General features: G+C 47.4%; 27 protein-coding genes. 2 read left to right on the plus strand and 25 right to left on the minus strand.

All coding sequences use genetic code 11. From position 1 onward, the window contains the following. Positions 1-22: 22 nt before the first annotated feature. From IMZ16_RS03065 to IMZ16_RS03125, 13 genes are all read right to left on the minus strand, one after another. Positions 23-430 (minus strand): c-type cytochrome, encoded by a 408-nt coding sequence (locus IMZ16_RS03065; protein WP_193440445.1) that lies wholly within the window; start codon positions 428-430, stop codon positions 23-25. Between the two features lies 1 nt (position 431). Next, a complete protein-coding gene (locus IMZ16_RS03070; RefSeq protein WP_193440446.1) occupies positions 432-1,001 on the minus strand; it encodes an SCO family protein in 570 nt (189 codons plus the stop codon). 1 nt (position 1,002) lies between these two features. After that, positions 1,003-1,821 (minus strand): formylglycine-generating enzyme family protein, encoded by an 819-nt coding sequence (locus IMZ16_RS03075; RefSeq protein WP_073180134.1) that lies wholly within the window; start codon positions 1,819-1,821, stop codon positions 1,003-1,005. Between the two features lie 9 nt (positions 1,822-1,830). Further along, positions 1,831-2,883, minus strand: coding sequence for a copper-containing nitrite reductase (nirK, locus tag IMZ16_RS03080; RefSeq protein WP_193440447.1), 1,053 nt, complete (start codon positions 2,881-2,883; stop codon positions 1,831-1,833). Next, the gene (locus IMZ16_RS03085) at positions 2,883-3,332 is read right to left on the minus strand and encodes an RrF2 family transcriptional regulator (RefSeq protein WP_227411553.1); all 450 of its coding nucleotides are present in this window, start codon (positions 3,330-3,332) and stop codon (positions 2,883-2,885) included. Before IMZ16_RS03085 ends, nirK begins: the two co-directional genes overlap by 1 nt. A 118-nt stretch (positions 3,333-3,450) precedes the next feature. Continuing rightward, positions 3,451-3,693 carry a NifU family protein gene (locus IMZ16_RS03090; protein WP_073180138.1) on the minus strand — a complete coding sequence of 81 codons (243 nt, stop codon included), beginning with the start codon at positions 3,691-3,693 and terminating at the stop codon, positions 3,451-3,453. Positions 3,694-3,702: 9 nt separating this feature from the next. After that, on the minus strand, positions 3,703-4,806 hold the full coding sequence (locus IMZ16_RS03095) for an Mrp/NBP35 family ATP-binding protein (RefSeq protein WP_193440448.1): 1,104 nt from the start codon (positions 4,804-4,806) through the stop codon (positions 3,703-3,705). A gap of 66 nt (positions 4,807-4,872) precedes the next feature. After that, positions 4,873-6,117: a dicarboxylate/amino acid:cation symporter gene (locus IMZ16_RS03100; protein WP_193440449.1), complete on the minus strand. Its 1,245-nt coding sequence runs from the start codon at positions 6,115-6,117 to the stop codon at positions 4,873-4,875. A 101-nt stretch (positions 6,118-6,218) separates the two neighbouring features. After that, positions 6,219-6,638 carry an SH3 domain-containing protein gene (locus IMZ16_RS03105; RefSeq protein ID WP_193440450.1) on the minus strand — a complete coding sequence of 140 codons (420 nt, stop codon included), beginning with the start codon at positions 6,636-6,638 and terminating at the stop codon, positions 6,219-6,221. Continuing rightward, the gene (locus IMZ16_RS03110) at positions 6,638-7,114 is read right to left on the minus strand and encodes a BON domain-containing protein (protein ID WP_193440451.1); all 477 of its coding nucleotides are present in this window, start codon (positions 7,112-7,114) and stop codon (positions 6,638-6,640) included. The genes IMZ16_RS03105 and IMZ16_RS03110 overlap by 1 nt, the downstream gene beginning before the upstream one ends. A gap of 76 nt (positions 7,115-7,190) precedes the next feature. Next, complete coding sequence (locus IMZ16_RS03115) at positions 7,191-7,772, minus strand: alpha-ketoglutarate-dependent dioxygenase AlkB family protein (RefSeq protein ID WP_227411554.1); 582 nt, start codon at positions 7,770-7,772, stop codon at positions 7,191-7,193. A 57-nt stretch (positions 7,773-7,829) separates the two neighbouring features. Further along, complete coding sequence (gene speB / locus IMZ16_RS03120) at positions 7,830-8,690, minus strand: agmatinase (RefSeq protein ID WP_193440452.1); 861 nt, start codon at positions 8,688-8,690, stop codon at positions 7,830-7,832. Between the two features lie 242 nt (positions 8,691-8,932). Beyond that, a complete protein-coding gene (locus IMZ16_RS03125) occupies positions 8,933-10,360 on the minus strand; it encodes a hypothetical protein (protein WP_227411555.1) in 1,428 nt (475 codons plus the stop codon). 292 nt (positions 10,361-10,652) lie between these two features. Between IMZ16_RS03125 and IMZ16_RS03130 the strand changes: the two genes are divergently transcribed. Then, positions 10,653-11,315, plus strand: coding sequence for an HAD family hydrolase (locus IMZ16_RS03130; RefSeq protein WP_193440453.1), 663 nt, complete (start codon positions 10,653-10,655; stop codon positions 11,313-11,315). A gap of 45 nt (positions 11,316-11,360) precedes the next feature. Here the strand turns inward: IMZ16_RS03130 and IMZ16_RS03135 are convergent, their stop codons facing one another. The 9 genes from IMZ16_RS03135 to hemB form a co-directional block, all read right to left on the minus strand. Further along, positions 11,361-11,990, minus strand: a complete 630-nt coding sequence (locus tag IMZ16_RS03135) for an FMN-dependent NADH-azoreductase (protein ID WP_193440454.1) — start codon at positions 11,988-11,990, stop codon at positions 11,361-11,363. Between the two features lie 53 nt (positions 11,991-12,043). After that, positions 12,044-12,628, minus strand: coding sequence for a Crp/Fnr family transcriptional regulator (locus IMZ16_RS03140; protein WP_193440455.1), 585 nt, complete (start codon positions 12,626-12,628; stop codon positions 12,044-12,046). Positions 12,629-12,709: 81 nt separating this feature from the next. Then, positions 12,710-14,101: a type III PLP-dependent enzyme domain-containing protein gene (locus IMZ16_RS03145; protein ID WP_073180159.1), complete on the minus strand. Its 1,392-nt coding sequence runs from the start codon at positions 14,099-14,101 to the stop codon at positions 12,710-12,712. A gap of 18 nt (positions 14,102-14,119) precedes the next feature. After that, on the minus strand, positions 14,120-14,326 hold the full coding sequence (locus IMZ16_RS03150; RefSeq protein ID WP_193440456.1) for a hypothetical protein: 207 nt from the start codon (positions 14,324-14,326) through the stop codon (positions 14,120-14,122). Then, positions 14,319-14,780, minus strand: coding sequence for a PIN domain-containing protein (locus IMZ16_RS03155; RefSeq protein ID WP_193440457.1), 462 nt, complete (start codon positions 14,778-14,780; stop codon positions 14,319-14,321). The genes IMZ16_RS03150 and IMZ16_RS03155 overlap by 8 nt, the downstream gene beginning before the upstream one ends. Positions 14,781-14,791: 11 nt before the next feature. Then, on the minus strand, positions 14,792-15,412 hold the full coding sequence (locus tag IMZ16_RS03160) for a thiamine diphosphokinase (RefSeq protein ID WP_193440458.1): 621 nt from the start codon (positions 15,410-15,412) through the stop codon (positions 14,792-14,794). Positions 15,413-15,496: 84 nt separating this feature from the next. Then, complete coding sequence (locus IMZ16_RS03165) at positions 15,497-16,060, minus strand: cob(I)yrinic acid a,c-diamide adenosyltransferase (RefSeq protein ID WP_193440459.1); 564 nt, start codon at positions 16,058-16,060, stop codon at positions 15,497-15,499. After that, the gene (lptB, locus tag IMZ16_RS03170; RefSeq protein ID WP_193440460.1) at positions 16,032-16,808 is read right to left on the minus strand and encodes an LPS export ABC transporter ATP-binding protein; all 777 of its coding nucleotides are present in this window, start codon (positions 16,806-16,808) and stop codon (positions 16,032-16,034) included. The genes IMZ16_RS03165 and lptB overlap by 29 nt, the downstream gene beginning before the upstream one ends. Positions 16,809-16,880: 72 nt before the next feature. Next, positions 16,881-17,870 (minus strand): porphobilinogen synthase, encoded by a 990-nt coding sequence (hemB, locus tag IMZ16_RS03175; RefSeq protein WP_394368280.1) that lies wholly within the window; start codon positions 17,868-17,870, stop codon positions 16,881-16,883. Between the two features lie 88 nt (positions 17,871-17,958). Here hemB and IMZ16_RS03180 point away from each other — a divergent pair, with 88 nt between their 5' ends. Continuing rightward, positions 17,959-18,309 carry a T9SS type A sorting domain-containing protein gene (locus tag IMZ16_RS03180; protein ID WP_073180352.1) on the plus strand — a complete coding sequence of 117 codons (351 nt, stop codon included), beginning with the start codon at positions 17,959-17,961 and terminating at the stop codon, positions 18,307-18,309. Between the two features lie 33 nt (positions 18,310-18,342). Here IMZ16_RS03180 and deoC read toward each other — a convergent pair whose 3' ends face one another. The 3 genes from deoC to IMZ16_RS03195 are packed head-to-tail and all read right to left on the minus strand — an operon-like array spanning position 18,343 to position 21,037. Further along, a complete protein-coding gene (deoC, locus tag IMZ16_RS03185; protein WP_193440462.1) occupies positions 18,343-19,089 on the minus strand; it encodes a deoxyribose-phosphate aldolase in 747 nt (248 codons plus the stop codon). An 11-nt stretch (positions 19,090-19,100) separates the two neighbouring features. Continuing rightward, entirely contained in the window at positions 19,101-19,775 is a 675-nt protein-coding gene (gene trmD / locus IMZ16_RS03190; protein ID WP_193440463.1) for a tRNA (guanosine(37)-N1)-methyltransferase TrmD, read from the minus strand. Further along, complete coding sequence (locus IMZ16_RS03195) at positions 19,772-21,037, minus strand: NAD(P)/FAD-dependent oxidoreductase (RefSeq protein WP_193440464.1); 1,266 nt, start codon at positions 21,035-21,037, stop codon at positions 19,772-19,774. Before IMZ16_RS03195 ends, trmD begins: the two co-directional genes overlap by 4 nt. Between the last annotated feature and the right edge of the window lie 19 nt (positions 21,038-21,056).

A 21,056-nucleotide genomic window follows, 5' to 3' on the forward strand; every position in this document is an offset into this window, starting at 1 on the left:
TGCCGCTTCTTTATCATTAAAATTATTTCAGTGAAAGGATATATTGCACCATCTTGGTAGCATTCTCTTTGCTAAGCCCGGCGTGAGGCGTCATCGGAATATCGCCCCAGTGCCCCTGGCCGCCTTCTATGATCTTCTGTGCCAGCATTTCCGTATCCGCCTCGGTATATTTTTTCGCAATATCCTGATAAGATGGGCCTACCAGTTTCGTATCCACCTTGTGGCAGGAAAGGCAGTCTGAGCCCTTTACCAGCGCCTCGCCTTCCGCCTCGGGGGTGCCGGCACCTTCTGATGCCATTTCTCCATTTTGTGCCGTTTCCGGTTTTGGCTCCTCCAGCATTACATTGGATTCCGTAGGCTGGGTTTCTTTCTTCGAGCAGCTCACTGCAGTCATAGCCGCGAGGGCTGCCATCATCACAAGTTTCTTCATTTTATCTGGTTTTAAGTTGGTTTTTTATTTCTTTTACGAGTTTTTCTTCGCTATCTTTATCCAGGCCCTCCTGCTGATAGGCTAGCCTCCCATCTTTCGCATACACAGTGATTATGTTGCTGTGCGAAAACTCCATCGGGCTTATTTCCTTGTACTTTACCGCCATTATATTTGCCAGCTCCCGCGTATCCGCCTCGCTCCCGCGCAGGAATGTCCAGTTGCTGCCTGCAAGGCCGTAGGTCTCTAGGTGTTTCTGCATCGCCTCTGGGGCATCATTTTTTGGATCAATGGAGATGAGCACGAACTGAAGCCTCTCCGGATCCTTCACCCCCACTTTCTGCCAAAGCGCCTTCATCTCTGCCGTGAGGCGCGGGCAAGCCGTGGTACAGGAGGTGTAGATCATCGATACTACCAGCACCTTGCCCCGAAAGTCTGCCAGGCGAATTTTCTCCCCATTCTGCGTTTCCCATTTTGAGCTTACCTGGTACAGAGAATCCGCGGGGATGCCGTGGTCCTTGCGCTGGCAGGCTATCAAAGTTAAGGATAAAATTAAGTATTTTAAAAATTTCATATCAGTTTTCGTTCAAATCCTTCGCACACCGGAACCCCAGATTATTAAGACAATAGTCTGCCCGGAGGCTTCCGCGGAGCGCAAACCGCATAAATGCAGCATAGTTTTCCAGATCGGAGGAGGTGACGGCCGCCCCTGCGCAGAAGAGAGATTCGTTCGGCACCTTATCGTCACGGCTTTCTCCGCTCACCATCACGGAATTAAAATCCTCCGTCCATTCCCAGACCAAGCCGTACATATCATAAAGCCCATAAAAATTCGGTCTGCCGGATTTTACAGGCTTGCCGGGCTCCATCTTCTGGGCATAGGTACTCAGGATATATCTTGTAAATTCCGGATCCTTGGAGGCATCCTTCCGGTTTGCATCCGCAATCGCTGCAAATTCCCATTCATCTATGGTCGGGAGCCTCTTGCCAACACTTTTGGCGTAGGCATTTGCTGCGTACCAGGACACATTGGTCACCGGTGCGTTCTTATCTTTGTCCTTTGGCAGTTCAAAATCTCCCTGCCAAGATTTGAGGTAAGTGGAGTCTGCGTAAATTCTCAAAACTTTGCTCCTCGCCCATTGCGGATTTTTTTTTACAAATTCTAGAAACTCAGCATTGGTCACAGGGCTTTCGTCCATCTGGAAGCCTTTTACCTGAATTGTATTTGCTGAATCTTTGCCAAAGAAACCCTTATAGCTGCCCGCCTCCACCACTTTCATAGGCTTGTCGGAATGTGCGGGCTGCAGCTCCCGCCGCTCGGGCAGTGGATTTCCGGATTTATCACTGCAACCCTGGAGCAGCAGGGCGAAAAATACCAGCAGAAAATTTCTCATTTTTCCTTATCAATACCCGGAACTTTTTTTATCACCCGCAGCATTGAATATTTTCGGATTCTCCGGTCCGGTGACTTTTATTTTACCCAAAGCCCCCTTGTTGAATGCGCGGAACAAGGCGTGATCTACAATCACATACTCACCGGGAACATCAGCTTTAAACTCCACAATGGCCGCGCCACCTGCTGGGATCATCGTGTTGCCGACATTATGGTTGATGAGGTCGCCGCCTTCCACATATACTTTGTCGAAAATTTCACCGATGACGTGGAATGCCGAGCTGAGATTCGGGCCGCCGTTCCCCACGAATAGCCTTACTGTCTCCCCTGTTTTTACCTGGAGCTCATTCTTACCTACCAGCGCGCCGGTGCTCCCGTTGAACACCACATATTCAGGTTTCTCGTCGAGAGCCTTGGCCATATCGAATTCCTGGAGCCCTTTCTCGCCGTACTTTCCTTTGGTATAAAAATCTCCCTGCACGATGCAGAATTCCTTATCCACTTTGGGCAAGCCTCCCTTCGGCTCTACCAGCACAAGCCCGTACATCCCGTTGGCTACATGCATCCCTACCGGCGCCGTAGCGCAGTGGTAGATGTACAGCCCGGGGTTCATCGCCTTGAAGGTAAAAGATTTCTCGGTTCCGGGTGCCACGAAAGTCGCCTGGGCGCCGCCACCGGGGCCGTTTACAGCGTGCAGGTCTATATTGTGCGGCAGGGTGCTGTTTTCATTATTTTTAAGGTGAAGCTCCACCTCATCCCCTTCTCGGAAGCGCAGGAAACTTCCGGGCACCGTGCCGTCGAAAGTCCAGAAAGTGTACTGGGTACCGTCAGCAAGTTCGCCTACTTTTTCTATAGTCTCCATACGCACTACCACCTTTCTCGCAGGTCTGTCGCCCACTGGCTCTGGCAGAAATGGGGGTGCCACTCTTTTATGAGTAATCGCCTCGCCTTCCACTTTTATGTCTTCTGGAGCGGAGGCAGACCTATTGCTGCTATTTTCCTTGCAAGAGTAAGTACCGAGGAGGGCTGCCATTGCTGCACTCAAAATAAATGATTTTTTCATTATGTTAATTTTTTCAATTTCAAAAATGTAGTCTGCAAATCTGCATCTTCCACAAACCTGGCGAGCGGCACTCCATCCATCATCGCGATGATCTGCTGCCGTATCGGTTTAAAATCCCGATGCATAGGGCAGGGATTTTTATCCGAACAATGCGGCAGGCCGAGCAGGCATTGCGCAAAGAGACTTTCTCCGTCTATCACCCGCACCACATCTCCCAGTGACTTTCGAGTATTTTCTTCTGTCATAAAGAATCCGCCGCGCGGTCCCTTAGCAGAGCTGATGATACCCTCCCTCCCGAGATTCTGCAGGATTTTGGCTGCAAAGAATTCGGATGCGCCCGTGTCGGAAGCAATTTCTGCAGCGCTGTAGCGCCTGCCTTCCGCGGATCTCTGTGCTAAAAATATCACGGCGCGCAGCGCATACTCACAAGTTTTGGATAATATGCTCATTGCTTTCTTCAACAAAGTTAAGGAAGTTTTTTAAATAAAACACCAGAAAGTATTTTATTTAAAATGAGTATAAAAAAACTCAGCACTTACGCTGAGCCTTTGGATTTTATTATCTTATTCAGACTTCGCCAGTCTCGATGACATCGGTAATTTCCGGAGCGTGCTGCTTTATCATATTTTCTACCCCAAGCTTTATGGTTGAAAAGCTCATCGGGCAGCCGTTGCAGTTCCCAATCAGCCGCACGAAAACTTTGGTTCCTTCCACGCGGACGAGTTCTATATCGCCACCGTCTTTATTTAAAAAAGGTCTTGCGTTTTCCAGGGCATTCATCACGCGCCCGGTAAGGGTTTCAGTATTCATTTTTTGCAATTATTTTTTGGGGGAGCAGCCCGCCATATTGGTAATTTTCACAGCTTCTGTAGGTGGCAGATTTTTATTCCTTTCTACGAGGCTTTCCACCATCTTCCTTGCTGTGTTTTTATAAACTTCTGCAATTTTACTATTCTCCTGCAGGGCAGCCGGCCTTCCGAAGTCGCCTGCTTCGCGTATGCTTTGGATAAGCGGTATCTCGCCCAGTACCGGGATGCCGAGATCATTTGCCAAATACTGTGCGCCGCCGCGGCCGAAGATATAGTATTTGTTCTCTGGCAGTTCCTCAGGTGAGAAGTAAGCCATATTTTCTATAAGGCCAAGCACGGGGATATTGATGCTTTCCATTGTAAACATCGCTATACCCCTGCGCACATCCGCAAGGGCTACATGCTGCGGCGTACTCACTATTACTGCGCCGGTTACCGGCACCTCCTGAATTATGGAAAGGTGGATATCGCCAGTGCCCGGGGGCAGGTCGATCAGCAGGAAATCCAGCTCGCCCCAGTCGGCATCGCGGATCATTTGGTGCAGAGCCTTGCTTGCCATCGGGCCGCGCCATACCACCGCCTGGTTTGCTCCCGAAAAGTACCCGATGGAAAGCATTTTTACGCCGTAGTTTTCTATTGGCTGCATCAGTTTGCGGCCGTTCACCTCTACAGAGAGAGGCCTACCGCCCTCGGTATCTAGCATAGTTGGGATGGATGGACCGTAGATGTCGGCATCGAGAAGGCCGACTTTGAAGCCCATTTGGGCCAGCGTTACTGCAAGATTAGCCGCCACCGTAGATTTCCCTACGCCGCCTTTGCCGGAAGCGATGGCAATAATGTTCTGTATGCCGGGAATTTGCTTTCCTTTGATTTGATTCTGCTGGACTTCCGTAGGCTCCGGGGAGATGATTTTAAGCTTCAGCACCACATCTTCCCCAAACTCGCTGGCGAAAGCTTGTTTCATCGCGACTTCCAGCTTCTTCTTCTCGTGCATCGCGGGGGAGTGCGCCGTCATGTCGATGTAAACATCATCGCCCATTACCTGGAGGTTTTTTACCAGGTCATCGACCTCTATTTCTTTTAAGAATTCTTGTACTCTGGACTTTGTAAGCATTGTAATTTTTAACTGTTACAAATTTAAGTAATATTATGCAGTTTTAAGTATGGGCTGCGCATCAGCTTATGCCATCTCTTCGGCGAGCTCGCCTTCCCATTTGGAGACTGCGGTAGTGGCCAGGGCATTGCCGAGGACATTCGTCATACTCCTGCCCATATCGCAGAAATGGTCGATCGGGAGAATCAAAGCAATCCCCTCCGGTGGGATTCCGAACATGGAGCAGGTAGCCACGATGATAACGAGGCTGGCGCGCGGCACCCCTGCGATGCCTTTGGAAGTGAGCATCAGCACGAGGAGCATCACTATCTGCTGGCCAATGCTCATCTCGATACCGTATATCTGCGCGATGAATATGGAGGCGAAAGTCATATACATCATACTCCCGTCCAGGTTAAAAGAATAGCCCAGTGGCAGAATGAAAGAGACTATCTGTTTGTTGCAGCCGAATTTCTCCAGCTCCTCCACCAGCTTTGGGAATACTGCCTCCGAGCTGGTGGTGGAAAATGCGATCAGCAGCGGCTCCTTGATGTGGCGCAGAAGCGAGAACAACCTATTTCCTAAGATGATATACCCCGCAAGCATCAGCACCAGCCAGAGCACTAGCAGCCCGAAGAAAAAATCCCTTAGATAAACGGCGTAAACGGTAAAGATCTCAAAGCCCTTAGTAGCGACAATTGCCGCCACAGAGCCAAACACGCCCAGCGGTGCCAGCCACATAATGTAGCCTACCATTTTCAGGATGGCTTGCGCACATATGTCAAGAAATTCTACTACTGGCTTAGAATAATGCTGGCCGAGGCTGGCGAGCGCGATGCCGAACATTACGGAAAATACTACAATTTGGAGAACTTCGTTCACAGCTAATGCCTCGAAAACACTCTTCGGCACTACATGGTTTACAAAATCCTCCAGGCTGAAAGATTTGGTATGAGAAATGAGCTCACCTGCACCAGATGTATCCTCGATACTAAGATTCATCACCTTTCCCGGCTCCATCCAGTTGACAAGTAAAAGCCCGATAAAAAGCGACACCACCGATGCCGTAATGAACCAAAGCATTGCCTTGCCGCCTACCCTGCCGATCATGCTCATATCGCTCATCCGCGCTATGCCCACCACCAGCGTAGTAAAAACCAGCGGTGCAATAATCATCTGTACCGCGCGTATGAATATTACGCCGAGCAGCTTAATATTTTTCGAGAAACTGTCGGCAGTTTCAGGTTGATAAAAATGGACTACCGCGCCCAGGGCCACACCAAGAACTAAAGCAATAATGATAGCCCAAAAGAGTTTGTTCTGAGATTTCATAAATAATAATTCGATACAAAATAAGGAATTTTCATCGAGTTTTGCTAAAAAAAATCCTCCTGCCGCTGCAGAAGGAAATTCATTAAGAAAAAATTGAATTTTTATGCTTTCAGATAGCGCGCATATGCGTAGCCTTCTTCGCCGTTGGAAGTTTTCACTCTCCACCAGTCGTCAGAGGTTTGCTCTACCAGCGTTACCAGCGATCCTTTAGCGGCTTTTGCCACCACATCGGCTTCTGTAGAAGGCTCCCTGCGGATATTCAGGTTGGATTCTTCGGTAGCCACGGTAAGGTTGGTGCCGGAAGCCAGGCCGGAAACCTGCACATCCAGGTTGATATCGTTGGCAGTGTATGTAGGATCTATGGCGCCCAAAGCGTTCCACACGGAATCCTTCGCCGTGCTGTTCGCCGCGTTTCCGGAAACATATAGAATGCCGTCCTGCTCCTGTACCTGTAGGCCGGTGATGCCTGCAGTCTTAGCCGCAGAAATCACGCTTGCGTATTTGTCCTGTAGTGCGCTCATTATTTTACTTCGTAATTATAGTTAACTTTTCCAACCTTCAAGGCATCTACAGATTCCTTGATTTTTCTTGCCTGCTCAGGCGTGGCATTTCCTGTAAGAGTAAGCTCGTTGTTTACCACCTCCACTTTCACGCCTGGGTAGTCCTTCACTGCGTCCTGTACGCGCTGCTGAACTGCAGGGTCCACCGCAGAAGCAGTCTGAACAGGTTCTGCCACCGTCGTCATATCCATCACATCCTTGATACCCTTGATACCCTTCAGTTGACTGATCGCCGCATCGCGCTCCTCAGCAGACGAGAAAGTACCCTGCAGGTGAGCCACACCATTCTGGTCTACAGTTACACTTGCATTAGGATTACCGGCTACCATCTCTGTCGCCTGGTTTTGCAGCGCCACGGTATCTACTTTTTTCTTGCAAGAAACCGCGCCGAAAGACATTGCCAATGCCAATGCAGAAACTACGAATGATTTTTTCATCTTGATAATTTAATTTTCGTTTATGCTGTAAAAGTAGGAATAAATTCCAATTCTGCAAATATTGTGGAAAACTTTTTCAAATCTTGGCGACGGTACGGAAAGTCAGGCTGATCCTCGGTGCGTTAATTTTTTTCGAAATTGGTAAGGAATGCTGCCAGAATTCTTGCGTATCGCCCTTCATCAGCAGCAGGCTGCCGTTTTCCAAAACCTGCTCCGCTTTTTCCTTCGTGATTTTATGGCGGAAAACAAACTTCCGCTCCGCACCGAACGACAGCGCTGCAATGCCCGTGCTGTGCAGCATTTCCTTCTCATCATCGCTGTGCCAGCTCATTCCCTGGGAGCCGTCCTGGTAAAGATTCAGCAAGCAGGAATTGAATTTCGCACCGGAAATTTCTTCGGCAGCAGTTTTCAGCTCCCGCAATTTTTCCGGGAAGATTTCCGCGCGCCTTGTTTTCCCGGAATAGCGATATTCCATTTCCCAATCGGCAAACCACGCCACTTTTCTTTTGGTAAAAATCGTCTTGCCGAACATCAGCACCTCATCGTGCTTCCACGGGATTTCCCTCAGCAGATAATCCATCCAAAATTCGCATTCCTCCTCGGAAAACACCTTCCCGAAATAAACCGCATCGCCATCCATTGGAAGAAGGTTTTTCAAGGAAAAACGGTTAATAAGGTTAATGTTGACGCTAAATTCTACAAAGATTCTTCCTGCCTAAAGCTTTCGGCCACCTGCTTTATGGTAGTACGCCAGCATTTTGTAATAGAGTTTTGCGGCGAGAAATGCCGTAGGCTTCGGCATTGCAGAATCCATCAGCTCCACGATGTCAAAGGCTACCACATTACATTTCTCGAAAACTTTCCTCAGCAATTCAAGTACTGGGTACCACTGCAAGCCGCCTGGTTCTGGCGTTCCGGTAGATGGTGCTATGGCAGGATCGAAGGCATCCAAATCAATCGTAATATACACATTTCCAGAAACACGCTCCAAAACCCCCTCAATCCAGTTGGCATCATTCGCGATGTCGTGCGCCCAGAACATATTTTCCGGCTTCACGAACTGCATTTCCTCGATGTCGCAGGAACGGATGCCCACCTGCACCAAATTCAGCTTCTGCGATGCTTCGAAAACTGCGCAGGCGTGATTGCAAGCCGAGCCGTGAAACTCCGGCCGCAAATCCGTATGGGCATCCAGCTGCAACACCGTAAGGTCAGGGTATTTCTCGCCAAAAGCCCTGATAGAGCCAATCGACACGGAATGCTCCCCGCCGAAAAGCGTGAACAGCCTGCCATCGTGCTGCAACAGCTCCTTGGTTTTTTGGTAAACGGCATCGGTCATCGCTTCTGGCGAAGAATTTTCGGCAACTTCCCCGGCAAGCCAAACGCCTTCCAGGTAAGGCTCCGTACTGGTTTCAATGTCGTACAGCTCCATATTTTCGGATGCATCCAGGAAAAGCTCCGGGCCTTTATCGGCGCCCTTTCCCCAGGTTGATGTGCCGTCGTAAGGCACAGTAAGCAGCATCACTTTTGAATTTTCCAGCGTGGCATTTTCTTCAGGAATTCCGGCGTAAGTCATCGTTTTCGGGTTTAAGGTTTAAAAAGTTTAAGGTTCAATGTACAAAAGTTAGAAGATTTGGCAAAAATAAAAAAGATTATTCAGGTCTTCCCGCGGCAATAATGCGTGAGGGATAGTAGCGGATAGCCCGCAATGCAGCATAGCGCAATGAGGACTTGCAGCGGATAGCCCGACCGGTTTTTTGCTGAAAGGCTTTGGCGTTGGCAGCAAAAGACCGGGCACGCCCAAAAAATATAATATTCCTACTTCTTCTTCGCTTTTATCCGCAGCATTCCCATCAGGGTGCCCTGCCACCAAACACCGTCTTCCGTGATGACGCCCACCATCTGAATCGGGTCTAAGCCCTGCCCGTCAATATCGCCAGGAATGCTTTGTGCGTGCAGGATTTCGCCGGTTGCCGCATCCACTGCCATTGCCTGTAAAACTTTGCCGAGCTTGCCATCTTTTTCAGGTTTGCGCTCATAGAGATACACGATGCCATCGCCGCAAGCCAGGCGTGGAACGGTGGCTGAGTAGATGTCTTTTTTCCACTTTAGCTGAAGTCCGCCTGGCGTGATGTCCCAGCGTGCAAGTCCGGGTGCGAAAGGCGCATTTTCCGGAACGGATTTGCCCGCGCTTTCCGGATAGGCAGGGTACGGATAACCATAGGTGGATTCGCCGATTACCATATTGCCGACGCCAATCATCGAGCATTCCGTGCCAGAAGCACCGGGCTCAAAAATGCCAGTGGTGTGCAGGATTTCGCCGTCTTTGGTGCGATGTATGATGAGATTTTCCTGACGGTCGGCATTGTCGGTAAGCATCACGAAATCCGATCCGTTCGTTCCGAAAAATGTCGGCGAAGCACCTGTACCCCAGGACAACTGCCCTGGTTTGCGGTGAGAGCCACGGTCGTAAGCCTTGCGCCAAAGGATTTTTGGCGCGCCGTTTTCATCCACATTCAGCAGGTACATCGCGTGCGAAGTGGTAACGCCCACACCTTCCGGCGCTGTGGATATGGAATTATCAATCGTCTCTTCTTTGCTGCCAAGGTCAATGCCGTGCACCTTGCCGTTCTCATCCACCATTGCTACGCGGGCTTTTCCTGTGCCGATCCAAACTCTGCCTTTAAAATCGGGCATCAGGGAAGTTGCGGCATCGCCTTCCACCTGTTTCATAAATTCTGAAAGGTCGGTCTGCTCATCTATGAACAATTTTTTACCGTCATTACTGTGAGCGATGCGCAAAAGCTGCGAATTGCCATCCACCAAAACCACGCGGTTTTTGTGATCCATATAGGCATAGGTGCCGCCAAGCAGCGAGCCCTGTGCCACGGAAATTTTGCTAAGGACTTCGCCAGTTTCCGGATCGAGTAGCAAGACTCTCGGCGGAAATTCACGGGTTGGCGATGTGTTCATCGTCAGGATAAAACCATCGGTGCCTACCATCACGGTTGGGCAGGTGCCTTCGAGATTGAAAAACTGAATATCCCATTCCGTAGCGCCTGGGCCTTTCGCCGGCGTAGCATCGGAGGAGTGCCCGTCGGCGTGCATACTTGCGCTGCCAGCCGGAGCCAGATAGGGATTGGTTTGTGCGGTGTATTTTATCGGTGTTGTTTCCATATTCGAAGTTGAGCACGCCACATTGCAAAGGGCGGTAATTGCGATGATTGAATGAAGAAGTTTTTTCATAAAGGTATTTTCTACAAAGGTAGGGAAGAAAAGTTTTAAGGATTTTGGAGTTGGGGGAAATTAATAATTAAACTGAGCGTAGTTTCGCGTGAGGGATAGTAGCGGAAAGCCCGCAATGAAGCGCAGCGAAATGAGGACTTGCAGCGGATAGCCCGACGCAAACGAAGGGAGTGGAGCGCGCGAGCGAAGCGAGCGCCGAAACGACCGAAGTGCAGCGGCACGCCAAAACTAAAAATCGCCTCATCTTCTTTGAAATTACGATTTGCCGTACCTTTGCAGGAAAATTCTGACGATGCCGCTGAGAGCCGTGCTTTTCGATATGGATGGGGTGATTGTGGATACCGAGCCGCTGCACCGGAAGGCGTATTTCCGCACTTTTGATGACCTGAAGATTGAGGTTTCGGAAGAGTTCTACGCCACCTTCACCGGTGCTTCCACGAAGCGTGTGTGCAATGCGCTGATTGAGAAATTCGGGCTGCAGGAATCGCCGGAGGAAATCGCGGAAATTAAGCGGCGGTACTTCAAGCATTGTTTTGACCACGATGAAGATTTTGACCTTTTGCCTGGCGTGCGAAAGCTGATTGAGCATTATTTTGAGCACGGCATCAGGCTGGTGCTGGCTTCTTCAGCGAGTATGACGACGATTGACTGGGTGTTTGAACGCTTTGGGCTAGGCGACTTTTTCATCGGCAAAATTTCCGGTGCGGATTTACGGGAATCAAAGCCGCACCCAGAGATTTTCGAGAAGGCTGCGGAAATTGCCTCCGAAGCGAAGGAAAACTGTCTGGTTATCGAAGATTCCACCAACGGAATTCTGGCGGCCCACCGTGCCGGAATTTTCTGCGCGGCGTACAGAAGCCCGCACAGCAAGGGTCAGGATTATGCCCTTGCCAATATCGTCGTGGATGATTTCGCGGATTTGGAAGTTGGGAAGCTGGAAAGGTTTTTTGGGTGAAAATCCTGAAACCTTTTACTTTAAAATATTTTGCGTGAAGGATAATCAATATTTTATATCAGCTATTTTAGCAAAAATTTCTTTCCGAGAATTTTCTAACTTTTCGCCACCATATTCTTCATTATCAATGGAGAAGATTTTAATATCTTCAACACCCATAATCTTAAAAACCGTTTGAAGATAGGTAGTTTGAAAATTCATATGGGCATTATGTTCATTAGATGCATACCCATTATCACCACGGGCAGATAGCACAAATAATTTTTTATCTTCCAGTAAGCCAACATAATCACCGTCAGGTTCTCCAGAGCGAAACTTCCATGTTTCATTAATTCTCATTATTTGGTCGATATACGCTTTCAAAGAGCTTGGTATAGACCAATTATACATAGGAACGCCGATTACATAAATATCAGCGGTTTTTATTTCATCAACTAATAAATTACTAAGCTCGAGCGGTTTTTGATTATCAATGGTTCTATCTTCCGGTTTGATGAATGCAGCCTTTATCCAATTATCATCAATATGAGGAATTGGCTGTAAACCTACATCTCTAAAAATAAACTCATCGTTTGGATTGTTCATTTTCCATATTTCCTGAAAAAAACCTGTCATAGCTCTGCTTTGAGAAGCATGGATTCTTGTGCTGGAATTTACAATTAAAATTTTTCGCATAGTTTTGATTTTTCTCTGCGAAATTATTCGAAAGTTTTTTTGAAAATATTGATTTAGTTCAATGGAAGTCTATTTTTTATTCTGCTAAGCATTTCCGGTGATATGTTAAGGTATGAAGCAATAAGGTATTGAGGGAATCGTTCTGTTAACTTTGGATATTGTATAATAAATTCCAAATATCTTTTTTCGGCACAGAGTGTATTATTAGCAACAATTCTTCTCTGTAAAGTGCCTAGATAGCTTTCAAGAATTTTTCTAAAATACTTTTCAAGTTTTGGAATCTCCAATATCATTTTATCATAACTATTTTGAGAAATTTGAAGTAGTGTTGTATTTTCTATTGCTTGGATATTAAAGATTGATTTGGTATTTGTTGAAAAACTATGAATGTCTGATGCCCACCAATCTTCTACTCCAAGAAAGAGAATTTTTTCAGTACCCCGCCCGCTATCAATGTAAAACGCTTTTACGGCACCATTTAAAATATATGAATCGTATTTACAGGTTTCTCCGTTTCTTAAAATATATTCTCCGCGATTTATTTTTTTCTCACGCCAAAAATTTGATACCAATTCAATCTCCGTGTCATTTAAAATAACATGTTTCGAGATATTTTTCAGTAAAGGCTCAATATTCATCTTACTATAAATATTAAGAAAGGAATTCTTAATTGTAAAGTCCAACAAGAATTTTAATCACTATAGAACTTATTATACTTATCAATAGCCCAGCAGTTTCAGCACATCTTCCGGCTCCTGCTTTTCACGGAAGATTTCATAAATAAAGTTGCCGTCCTCATCCTTATCAATCAGGATGTGCCTTGGCTGCGGCATCAGGCAGTGGTGTACGCCGCCATAACCGCTGATGCTTTCCTGATAAGCACCGGTGTTGAAAAAGCCGATGTACAAAGGCTTCGTGTCGCTGAAAACCGGCAGATAAATCGCATTGGTATGCTGCTCGGAATTGTAATAATCGTCGGAATCGCAGGTTAATCCGCCCAGGAAAACGCGCTCATAAGTATCATCCCAGCGGTTTATCGGCAGCATTATGAAGTGGCGGGAAATCGCCCAGGTATCGGGCAAAGTCGTCATAAAAGACGAATCTATCATATTCCATTTTTCCCTGTCGTTCTGCTGTTTTTGGGAAATCACCTGGTAAAGATTCGCACCGCTCTCTCCCACTGTGAAACTTCCGAACTCGGTATAAATATTCGGCTCTTCTACGCCTTCCTCCTCGCAGAATTTTTTGATTTGAGAGACAATCTCGTCCACCATATATTGATAATCGTAGTCGAAATTCAGCGAGGTCTTTATCGGGAAGCCACCGCCAATATTTAGCGAATCCACTTCTGGCGCGATTTTCTTCAACCTGGCATAAACCCTGAGGCATTTATAAAGCTCATTCCAGTAGTACGCCGTATCCTTGATGCCAGTGTTGATGAAGAAGTGAAGCATTTTCAGCCGTGCATTCGGATGCTCCGCGATTTTCTGCGAATAATACGGGATGATGTCCTTGTACCCGATGCCCAGCCTGGATGTATAAAATTCGAACTTCGGCTCCTCCTCTGAAGCTATTCTGATGCCGATGTCAAAAGTATTATCGATGCTCTCCGTCAATCTGTCGAGTTCGCGGTAATTATCGATAATCGGGATGATGTTTTCGAAGCCGTCGTTTATCAGGTCAGAAATTTTATCGAGATAATCATCCGTCTTGAAACCGTTGCAGATTACCTCAATGCTTTTCCCGAATTTCCCTTTATTGTAAAGGGATTTCACGATGTCCATATCGTATGCCGACGAAGTTTCGATGCTGATTCTGTTCTTCAGCGCTTCCTCCAGCACGAAGCTGAAATGCGATGATTTCGTGCAGTAGCAATAGGTGTATTTCTTCTGATAATCGTGCTTTTCGAAGGCCTCTTTAAACCAGGTTTTAGCCCGGTTGATATTCTGAGAAATTTTCGGTAAATAGCTGATTTTCAATGGCGTACCAAACTCCTCAATCACTTCCATCAATGGAATATCGTGGAAAAACAGGTTGTTCTCCTCGGTGTGAAATTCCTCCGTTGGGAAGTACAGTGTCTGGTCAATCAGTTCGGAATACTTTATCTTCATCGTAAAAAATCGCGTGGTTTAAATCTGCAAATTTGGTGAAAAAGTTTTATCCTGCGGCTTTTCTCTTAGCTTTTTGTCGAACATTGTACCCTCCAGTTTTTTATCCAGATATTCACGCTGTTCCTCAAAAGTCATATCCATCATTTCAAGGCTCATCTTGTCACGGATTTCCCTCAACAATTTCACCATACTTATCTTCTGTTTTTTTTCAATCGATTTATCCATAATGCAATAATTCTTTGGGTGAACGAATTTCTATCATTTTATAGCCCAGCTGATAATTGATACCATTGTAGCCACGGATTCTGTTCAAATTTACAATATGCTTGAAATTCCAGCTGACCAACGCATCTGCTCCGGAAATTGTGGCCATTGCAATATGCTCACAATCTGCCAAACTCGTTCTTCCAACAACATTAGCTTCCAAGTATTTCAATGCCAATGCTTTTACCTCTTGATTGACCCGTACCTTTTCGAAAAAATCATTCTCAAAATTGTCAAAGAAATTCCGCACTCTTTCAGGTGCAGGCTGAAGCTCTGATACCAACAAATCCGATACAATCAAAACGATTTCTCTTTGAAAAACCCTTTCGAAAAAAGCCTCGGTCGGATTTTTAAACTCCTCATCAAAATACCCGCCAACTACCGATGTATCTATGTAAATTCTCTGTTTTTGCATTGGCGGTAAAATTAATCATTCCCGATGAAAACCAGCAGAGCGCCACTCTCAAACGAAATTTCCACCAAATTCTCTACCGCCAGATTTCGTGTGCCTATTCTTCCGGTCTGGCTCAGGTTTTCATTGTTCAATGGCCATTTCAAACCTTTGGTGGTGATGTTTTCCGCCGTTGGAAACGGATAAAGCGAAATCATTTTGCCTGAAACATTTTCCATTACCAAATGCTTCGGCGCAAAAAAATATTCCGAAAACTCATCGAAAAAGCGGATGTTCATTTTGTCTTTGAACTGAAACGCGGCCGAAAGATTTCCCAAAAAGTGATCCATTTCCTTTCCGCTGCCTCCGAAAACATCCACGCTTTTTGCGCCTTTTTCCTCCAAAATCTGCAGCGCTTTTTGAAAATCCGTGAAGTCTTGATTTGGCGTTTCAATGATTTTCTCCGCAAATTCTTCCTCCGGAAGACTCTCCCAGGAATCGAAATCTCCCGAAATAAAATTCAACTCCTCCAGCGGAAAATTTTTCGCCTTCAGATAATGAAACGCACCGTCTGTACAGCCGATTAAATCATAGCCGGTAACCTGCGGCAAAACTTCCGGCGGCGTTCCATTGATAAAAAGCAGGGATTTTTTCACTTAATCAGACTTAGGATTTGAGAGCCAAGAAGCAAGACTTTTTACTTTTACCTTTTACCTTTTGTATTTTTACTTTTACCTTAGTTATCTCGGTTTCCAAAACTCTTCCGCTTCACCTTCAATTTTCGAAATGTAGCGCGCCAAAATGAAGAGATAATCCGAAAGCCGGTTGAGATATTTGATTAATTCCGCGCGCACTTCCTCCGTTTCCTTCAGGAAAACCAGGCTGCGCTCTGCCCTTCTGCAAACTGTTCTGCAAAGATGAAGCGCCGTGGCAGCTTTTCCGCCGCCAGGCAAAATGAAGAATTGCAGCGGCTCCAGCTGTTCATCAAGAGCATCCATCCACTCCTCCAGCTCTTCGGTTTCCTTTTCCGAAATCGTAAGCGGCAGTCTTGGTTTTCCGTTGGCAAGCATCAATTTGTCGATTGGCGTCGCAGCTTCGGAGCCTACCGTGAACAGGTCAAACTGTATTTTTTTCAGTTGGTTTAAAACTGCTTCATCCGCAATCCAGCTTTTCGCAAAGCCTATGGCAGCATTCAGCTCATCGATGTTGCCGTAGCTTTCCACCCGTGCTGATGCCTTGGAAACCCTTGTGCCGCCATAAAGCGCGGTTTCACCTTTATCGCCGGTTTTCGTGTAGATTTTCACTGCTTTCTGTATCTTTACCCAAAATATCCTGATAAACAAAGTTTTCTCCGAGATAGGCGGCACGCACTTCAGGATCATCTGCCAAATCTCTCGGCAAACCTTCCTTCAGGATCCTCCCCTCGAACATGATGTAAGTTTTATGGGTAATGGCAAGCGTCTGCTGCACATTGTGATCGGTAATCAGAATGCCGATATTTTTATCCACAAGGCTCCGTACGATTTTCTGAATATCTTCCACAGCAATCGGGTCCACACCGGCGAACGGCTCATCCAGCAATATAAAATTCGGGCTGGTTGCCAGGCAGCGCGCAATTTCGGTACGCCGCCTTTCTCCTCCGGAAAGCAGGTCTCCTCGGTTGTTCCTCACATGCTCGAGAGAGAATTCTTCTATCAGTTCTTCGCACTTTCTGCGCTGCTCCTTTTTCGGAAGTTTGGTGAGCTGCAGTACCGCCATAATGTTTTCTTCCACGGTAAGTTTGCGGAAAACCGAGGCTTCCTGCGCCAGATAGCCTATGCCCTTCTGCGCGCGCCGGTACATAGCATCGCGCGTAATGTCTTTATTGTCAAGGAAAATTTTTCCGGAAGTAGGCTTCACGAGGCCCACAATCATGTAGAACGAGGTGGTCTTTCCGGCGCCATTCGGGCCTAGCAGGCCGACGATCTGCCCCTGCGCGACTTCTACCGAAACGCCTTTTACTACTTTTTTCTGGCCATACTCTTTTACGAGTTCTTCCCCACGGAGTATCATACCTGCAAACTTACGGATTTAAGAGTTTCTTTTCCCCAAAAAACCTCCGCCGCCGGGAGGTCGGCATAAATTTTAGCCCAGAAGCTTCGCCGCCTCTTTCGCGGCATAGGTGAAGATCATATCCGCTCCGGCCCTCTTTATGCAAGTCAGGCTTTCCATCAGTGCCAGGTTATTATCCACCCAGCCGCTGGCTGCAGCTGCCTTCAGCATAGCATATTCACCACTGGTGTGGTACACTGCGATAGGCAAATCTATGGCTTCCCGAACTTTCGCCACAATGTCCAGGTAGGGCATTCCGGGCTTTATCATAATGATGTCTGCTCCTTCCTCCACATCTTTATAAACCTCGTTCAGCGCCTCGCGGGAGTTGTGGAAATCCATCTGGTAAGTTTTTTTGTCCTTCGGGATGTCTTCAAAATCCTTCGGGGCACTGTCCAGCGCATTGCGGAATGGGCCGTAGAAAGAGCTCGCATATTTCGCGCTGTAGCTCAGGATGCCCACATCTTTAAAATTATTTTCCTCCAGCGCCTCGCGGATAGCCGCCACCCTGCCGTCCATCATATCGCTCGGCGCCACGATGTCCGCGCCCGCCTCCGCCTGGGATACCGCCATACGCGCCAGAGCGTCGTTGGTAGAATCGTTATCCACTTTCCCTTCGGTGATAATCCCGTCGTGCCCGTACATCGAGTAAGGATCAAGTGCCACATCCGGCATTAAAACCATCTCCGGGACAGCATTTTTCACCTCACGGATGGCACGCTGCATCAGCCCGTCTCTGTTCCAGGCTTCCGTGCCGGCATTGTCCTTCAGGTCTTCGGAAATTTTTGCATAAATGTTTACTGCCCTCACCCCGTGCTGATACAGTTCCCGGCATTCTTTTACCAACAGATCTATGGACAGCCTGGAAACGCCGGGCATAGAGCTAATGGCCTCCCTGTGGCCGCTGCCTTCTATCACAAACACCGGCAGTACAAAATCTGCCGGGGATAAAACTGTTTCCCTCACCAGGCTTCTCAGCGCCTCGCTGGCGCGCAGGCGCCGGTTTCTATGGTATTGCATTATTAAATTTTTGTTAATGCAAAATTAATGATAAAAATGCTTGAATCTTATTTTGGAATTTAATATTTTTGTGCGAATAAATCTGAAGCGTGTGAAAAAATTTTTATACTCGTTTTTCCTTTTTGCACTGTTTTTCAGCGGGTTTAATGCAAATGCCAATCCCGCCACCGAGCCTTCTCCGGCAGTTCAGAAAGCGGATGACGGGATTCTGGTGGCATACCCCAACCCTGCCCGGGATTTCATAATCCTAAAGGTAAAGGACGGTAATACGAAAATAAAGACAGTGGCTTTTTATTCCATACTCGGTGTGCAGGTTTTTCAGGTAAATGTGAACAGAAACAGTGCGGAAATTTCTCTTGATAAGCTGCGCTCCGGCAAATACCTGATGAAATACACGCTGGAAGACGGTACTCAGAAGGTATCGCAGATAGTAAAAATTTAACTCAAACGCTCAGCAAACACTGAGCGTTTATTTTTAGTAGCCGGATGCGCTGCCCAGGTCCTTACATATAGCCGCCGCAGAAGAAGTCCCTATTCTGGTAACGCCAAGCTTGATCATTTCCTCCGCCTCTTTTCGGCTTCGCACGCCGCCCGCCGCCTTGAGTTTCAGCGGGCCTGCATTTTCTTTCATTATTTTAATGCCACCCACGGTGGCGCCGTTGGGCTTTCTGTTTTCAGTTTTGTAAAAGCCGGTAGAGCTTTTTACAAAAATATGCTCCTGCTCGTCGGCAGTGAAGTTTGCCTCTGCGACTTCACGAATCAGGTTGGTAATATCTGCAATCTGCGCCTCTCGGAGTGCGGCGATTTCGATGATCCATTTTACCGTTTTGCCGTTCTCGATTCCCAGTTTGGTGCACTGAAGCACCTCATCGCGGACGAAATTGATCTGTCCATTTTTAAATGCTTCGAAATTTATCACAAAATCCAAGTCATCGGCCCCGTCATCTATCGCCTGGCGGGCCTCCGCAAGTTTCTCCCCTACAGTAGCCGTTCCTTCGTGGAAACCTATCACCGTTCCTACTTTTACTCTGGAATCTTTTTTTGCTAAATATTCCTTCACCGGTCTTACGAAATTCGGGCGGATCATCACGGCATAGAAATTTTCTGCATCGGCTTCATCAGCCAAGTCCAATACTTTCTGCCAGGTTTCCTCCTGGGAGAGCCCCGCCTGCTCAGGGAGTTTCAAATATGTGGAATCAATATAATCCTGAATTTTCATCATTAAATTTTTGTTTAATCCAAAAGATCCGGGCGCCTTTCCGCGGTGATGCGTAGTGCCTCATCGTGCCGCCACTGCTCTATTTTTGAGAAATTCCCACTCAGCAAAACATCGGGAACTTTTAAGCCTTTGTAGACCTCCGGCCGGGTGTAGATCGGCGGCGAGAGAAGGTTGTCCTGAAAGCTGTCGGTAAGGGCGCTCTGCTCGTCATTCAGCACACCGGGCAGCAGGCGGATTACGGCATCCGCAAGCACGCAGGCTGCGAGCTCTCCACCGGTGAGCACATAATCTCCGATGGAAATTTCTTTGGTAATGTGCAGGTCGCGCACGCGCTGGTCGATGCCCTTGTAATGCCCGCAGACAAATATCAGATTTTCCTTGATGGAGAGGGTATTCGCCGTCTTCTGATTCAGCGTTTCCCCATCGGGGGTGAGGTAGATAATCTCGTCGTATTGCCGCTGAGATTTCAGTTCGCTGATGCATTTGTCCAGAGGCTCCACCATCATCACCATTCCTGCGCCGCCACCGTATGGCGCATCATCTATTTGGCGGTAATTGTTTGAAGACCAGTTTCTTATGTCGTGAAAAACGACCTCGGCCTGGCCTTTCTCCATAGCCCTTTTCAGTATGGAGGTGCGGAACGGGCTCAGCATCAGGTCCGGTACGGCGGATATTATATCAATCCTCACTGCTCTGTTGCGCTCTCTTTATTGGCAGAGGCGATGATCAGCCTTAGCGAAGAATCCCTGTTGAAGTACGCCCACATCCAGTTGAAGAACACTGCAAGCTTGTTCTTCACTGAAAGGATAAGCATAAGGTGGAGGAACATCCAGAAGTACCACGCCAGCACGCCCTGAAATTTGAGATGCGGCAGATCTACCACGGCGCGGTGTTTCCCCACGGTAGCCATACTGCCCAGGTCGGTATATTCGTATTCTTGCCAATCTGCTTGGGATTCTTTCAGTAAATTGTCGCCAAGATTTTTGCCCTGATTAATTGCCACATTGGCGAGCTGCGGGTGCCCATGCGGATATTTCGGTGTTTCCATATAGGCGACATCGCCGATGGCAAATATGTTTTCCGTATCTTTTATTTTGTTAAAACGGTCTACAATGTAGCGGTTGCGCATAATCTGTTCCGGCATAAAGCCATCGATAATGTTGCCGGTAACGCCTGCCGCCCAGATTACATTGCAGGCAGGGATCTGCATACCGTTGGATAGGTAAACCGTGCTGCCGTCGTAGTCTTCCACCTTTTGCACTACCAGCTCCACGCCGAAATCTTTGAGGTATTTCTCCGCTGCGTCCTGAGATTGTGTGCTCATTGAGCTGAGTGGTTTTTCGGTGGTGCTTACGAGGATGATTCTCAGCTTCCGGAAATTCATATTCGGGTAGTCCCGTGGGAGGATTTCGTTCTTCATCTCCGCGAAGGCTCCTGCCAGCTCCACGCCGGTAGGGCCGCTTCCTACTATCACGATATTCCAGTTGCCCTCATCACTTCTTCCTCTTTCGATGATCAGCTTCTCAAAAGTCATCAAAATATGGTTCCTTATTTTTATTGCCTCCTGAGTGTTTTTCATCCCGAAGGCATTATCTTCCATATTTTTATTACCGAAAAAGTTAGTTTTACACCCGGTAGCGATGATGAGTTTATCGTAAGTAAATTCAGAATCGGAGGTGATGATTTTATTTTCCGACGGCACTACGCTCTGCACATCCGTCATCCGGTATTGGATATTGTTGGAGCGTTGGAAGATTTTTCTAAACGGGAAGGAAATGTTGCTCGGCTCGATACGGCCGCAAGCTACCTGGTAGAACAGCGGCTGGAACATATGATGGTTCACCTTGTCTATCACTATCACCTTTTTACCCTTCTGGTTGTTCAGCTTCTGCGCCAGCTGCAGCCCGGCAAAGCCACCTCCTATTATTACAATTTTTTCCCTCTTTTTCATGGGGACAAAAATACTGATA

The sequence above is a fragment of the Cruoricaptor ignavus genome (assembly GCF_014961145.1).
GTDB lineage: Bacteria > Bacteroidota > Bacteroidia > Flavobacteriales > Weeksellaceae > Cruoricaptor > Cruoricaptor ignavus.

What these genes read in the sequence shown, in the direction of transcription:
- IMZ16_RS03065 (WP_193440445.1), bottom strand. Translation starts at nt 430, where the DNA reads ATGAAGAAACTTGTGATGATGGCAGCCCTCGCGGCTATGACTGCAGTG.
- IMZ16_RS03070 (WP_193440446.1), bottom strand. Translation starts at nt 1,001, where the DNA reads ATGAAATTTTTAAAATACTTAATTTTATCCTTAACTTTGATAGCCTGC.
- IMZ16_RS03075 (WP_073180134.1), bottom strand. Translation starts at nt 1,821, where the DNA reads ATGAGAAATTTTCTGCTGGTATTTTTCGCCCTGCTGCTCCAGGGTTGC.
- nirK (WP_193440447.1), bottom strand. Translation starts at nt 2,883, where the DNA reads ATGAAAAAATCATTTATTTTGAGTGCAGCAATGGCAGCCCTCCTCGGT.
- IMZ16_RS03085 (WP_227411553.1), bottom strand. Translation starts at nt 3,332, where the DNA reads ATGAGCATATTATCCAAAACTTGTGAGTATGCGCTGCGCGCCGTGATA.
- IMZ16_RS03090 (WP_073180138.1), bottom strand. Translation starts at nt 3,693, where the DNA reads ATGAATACTGAAACCCTTACCGGGCGCGTGATGAATGCCCTGGAAAAC.
- IMZ16_RS03095 (WP_193440448.1), bottom strand. Translation starts at nt 4,806, where the DNA reads ATGCTTACAAAGTCCAGAGTACAAGAATTCTTAAAAGAAATAGAGGTC.
- IMZ16_RS03100 (WP_193440449.1), bottom strand. Translation starts at nt 6,117, where the DNA reads ATGAAATCTCAGAACAAACTCTTTTGGGCTATCATTATTGCTTTAGTT.
- IMZ16_RS03105 (WP_193440450.1), bottom strand. Translation starts at nt 6,638, where the DNA reads ATGAGCGCACTACAGGACAAATACGCAAGCGTGATTTCTGCGGCTAAG.
- IMZ16_RS03110 (WP_193440451.1), bottom strand. Translation starts at nt 7,114, where the DNA reads ATGAAAAAATCATTCGTAGTTTCTGCATTGGCATTGGCAATGTCTTTC.
- speB (WP_193440452.1), bottom strand. Translation starts at nt 8,690, where the DNA reads ATGACTTACGCCGGAATTCCTGAAGAAAATGCCACGCTGGAAAATTCA.
- IMZ16_RS03125 (WP_227411555.1), bottom strand. Translation starts at nt 10,360, where the DNA reads ATGAAAAAACTTCTTCATTCAATCATCGCAATTACCGCCCTTTGCAAT.
- IMZ16_RS03130 (WP_193440453.1), top strand. Translation starts at nt 10,653, where the DNA reads ATGCCGCTGAGAGCCGTGCTTTTCGATATGGATGGGGTGATTGTGGAT.
- IMZ16_RS03135 (WP_193440454.1), bottom strand. Translation starts at nt 11,990, where the DNA reads ATGCGAAAAATTTTAATTGTAAATTCCAGCACAAGAATCCATGCTTCT.
- IMZ16_RS03140 (WP_193440455.1), bottom strand. Translation starts at nt 12,628, where the DNA reads ATGAATATTGAGCCTTTACTGAAAAATATCTCGAAACATGTTATTTTA.
- IMZ16_RS03145 (WP_073180159.1), bottom strand. Translation starts at nt 14,101, where the DNA reads ATGAAGATAAAGTATTCCGAACTGATTGACCAGACACTGTACTTCCCA.
- IMZ16_RS03150 (WP_193440456.1), bottom strand. Translation starts at nt 14,326, where the DNA reads ATGGATAAATCGATTGAAAAAAAACAGAAGATAAGTATGGTGAAATTG.
- IMZ16_RS03155 (WP_193440457.1), bottom strand. Translation starts at nt 14,780, where the DNA reads ATGCAAAAACAGAGAATTTACATAGATACATCGGTAGTTGGCGGGTAT.
- lptB (WP_193440460.1), bottom strand. Translation starts at nt 16,808, where the DNA reads ATGATACTCCGTGGGGAAGAACTCGTAAAAGAGTATGGCCAGAAAAAA.
- deoC (WP_193440462.1), bottom strand. Translation starts at nt 19,089, where the DNA reads ATGATGAAAATTCAGGATTATATTGATTCCACATATTTGAAACTCCCT.
- IMZ16_RS03195 (WP_193440464.1), bottom strand. Translation starts at nt 21,037, where the DNA reads ATGAAAAAGAGGGAAAAAATTGTAATAATAGGAGGTGGCTTTGCCGGG.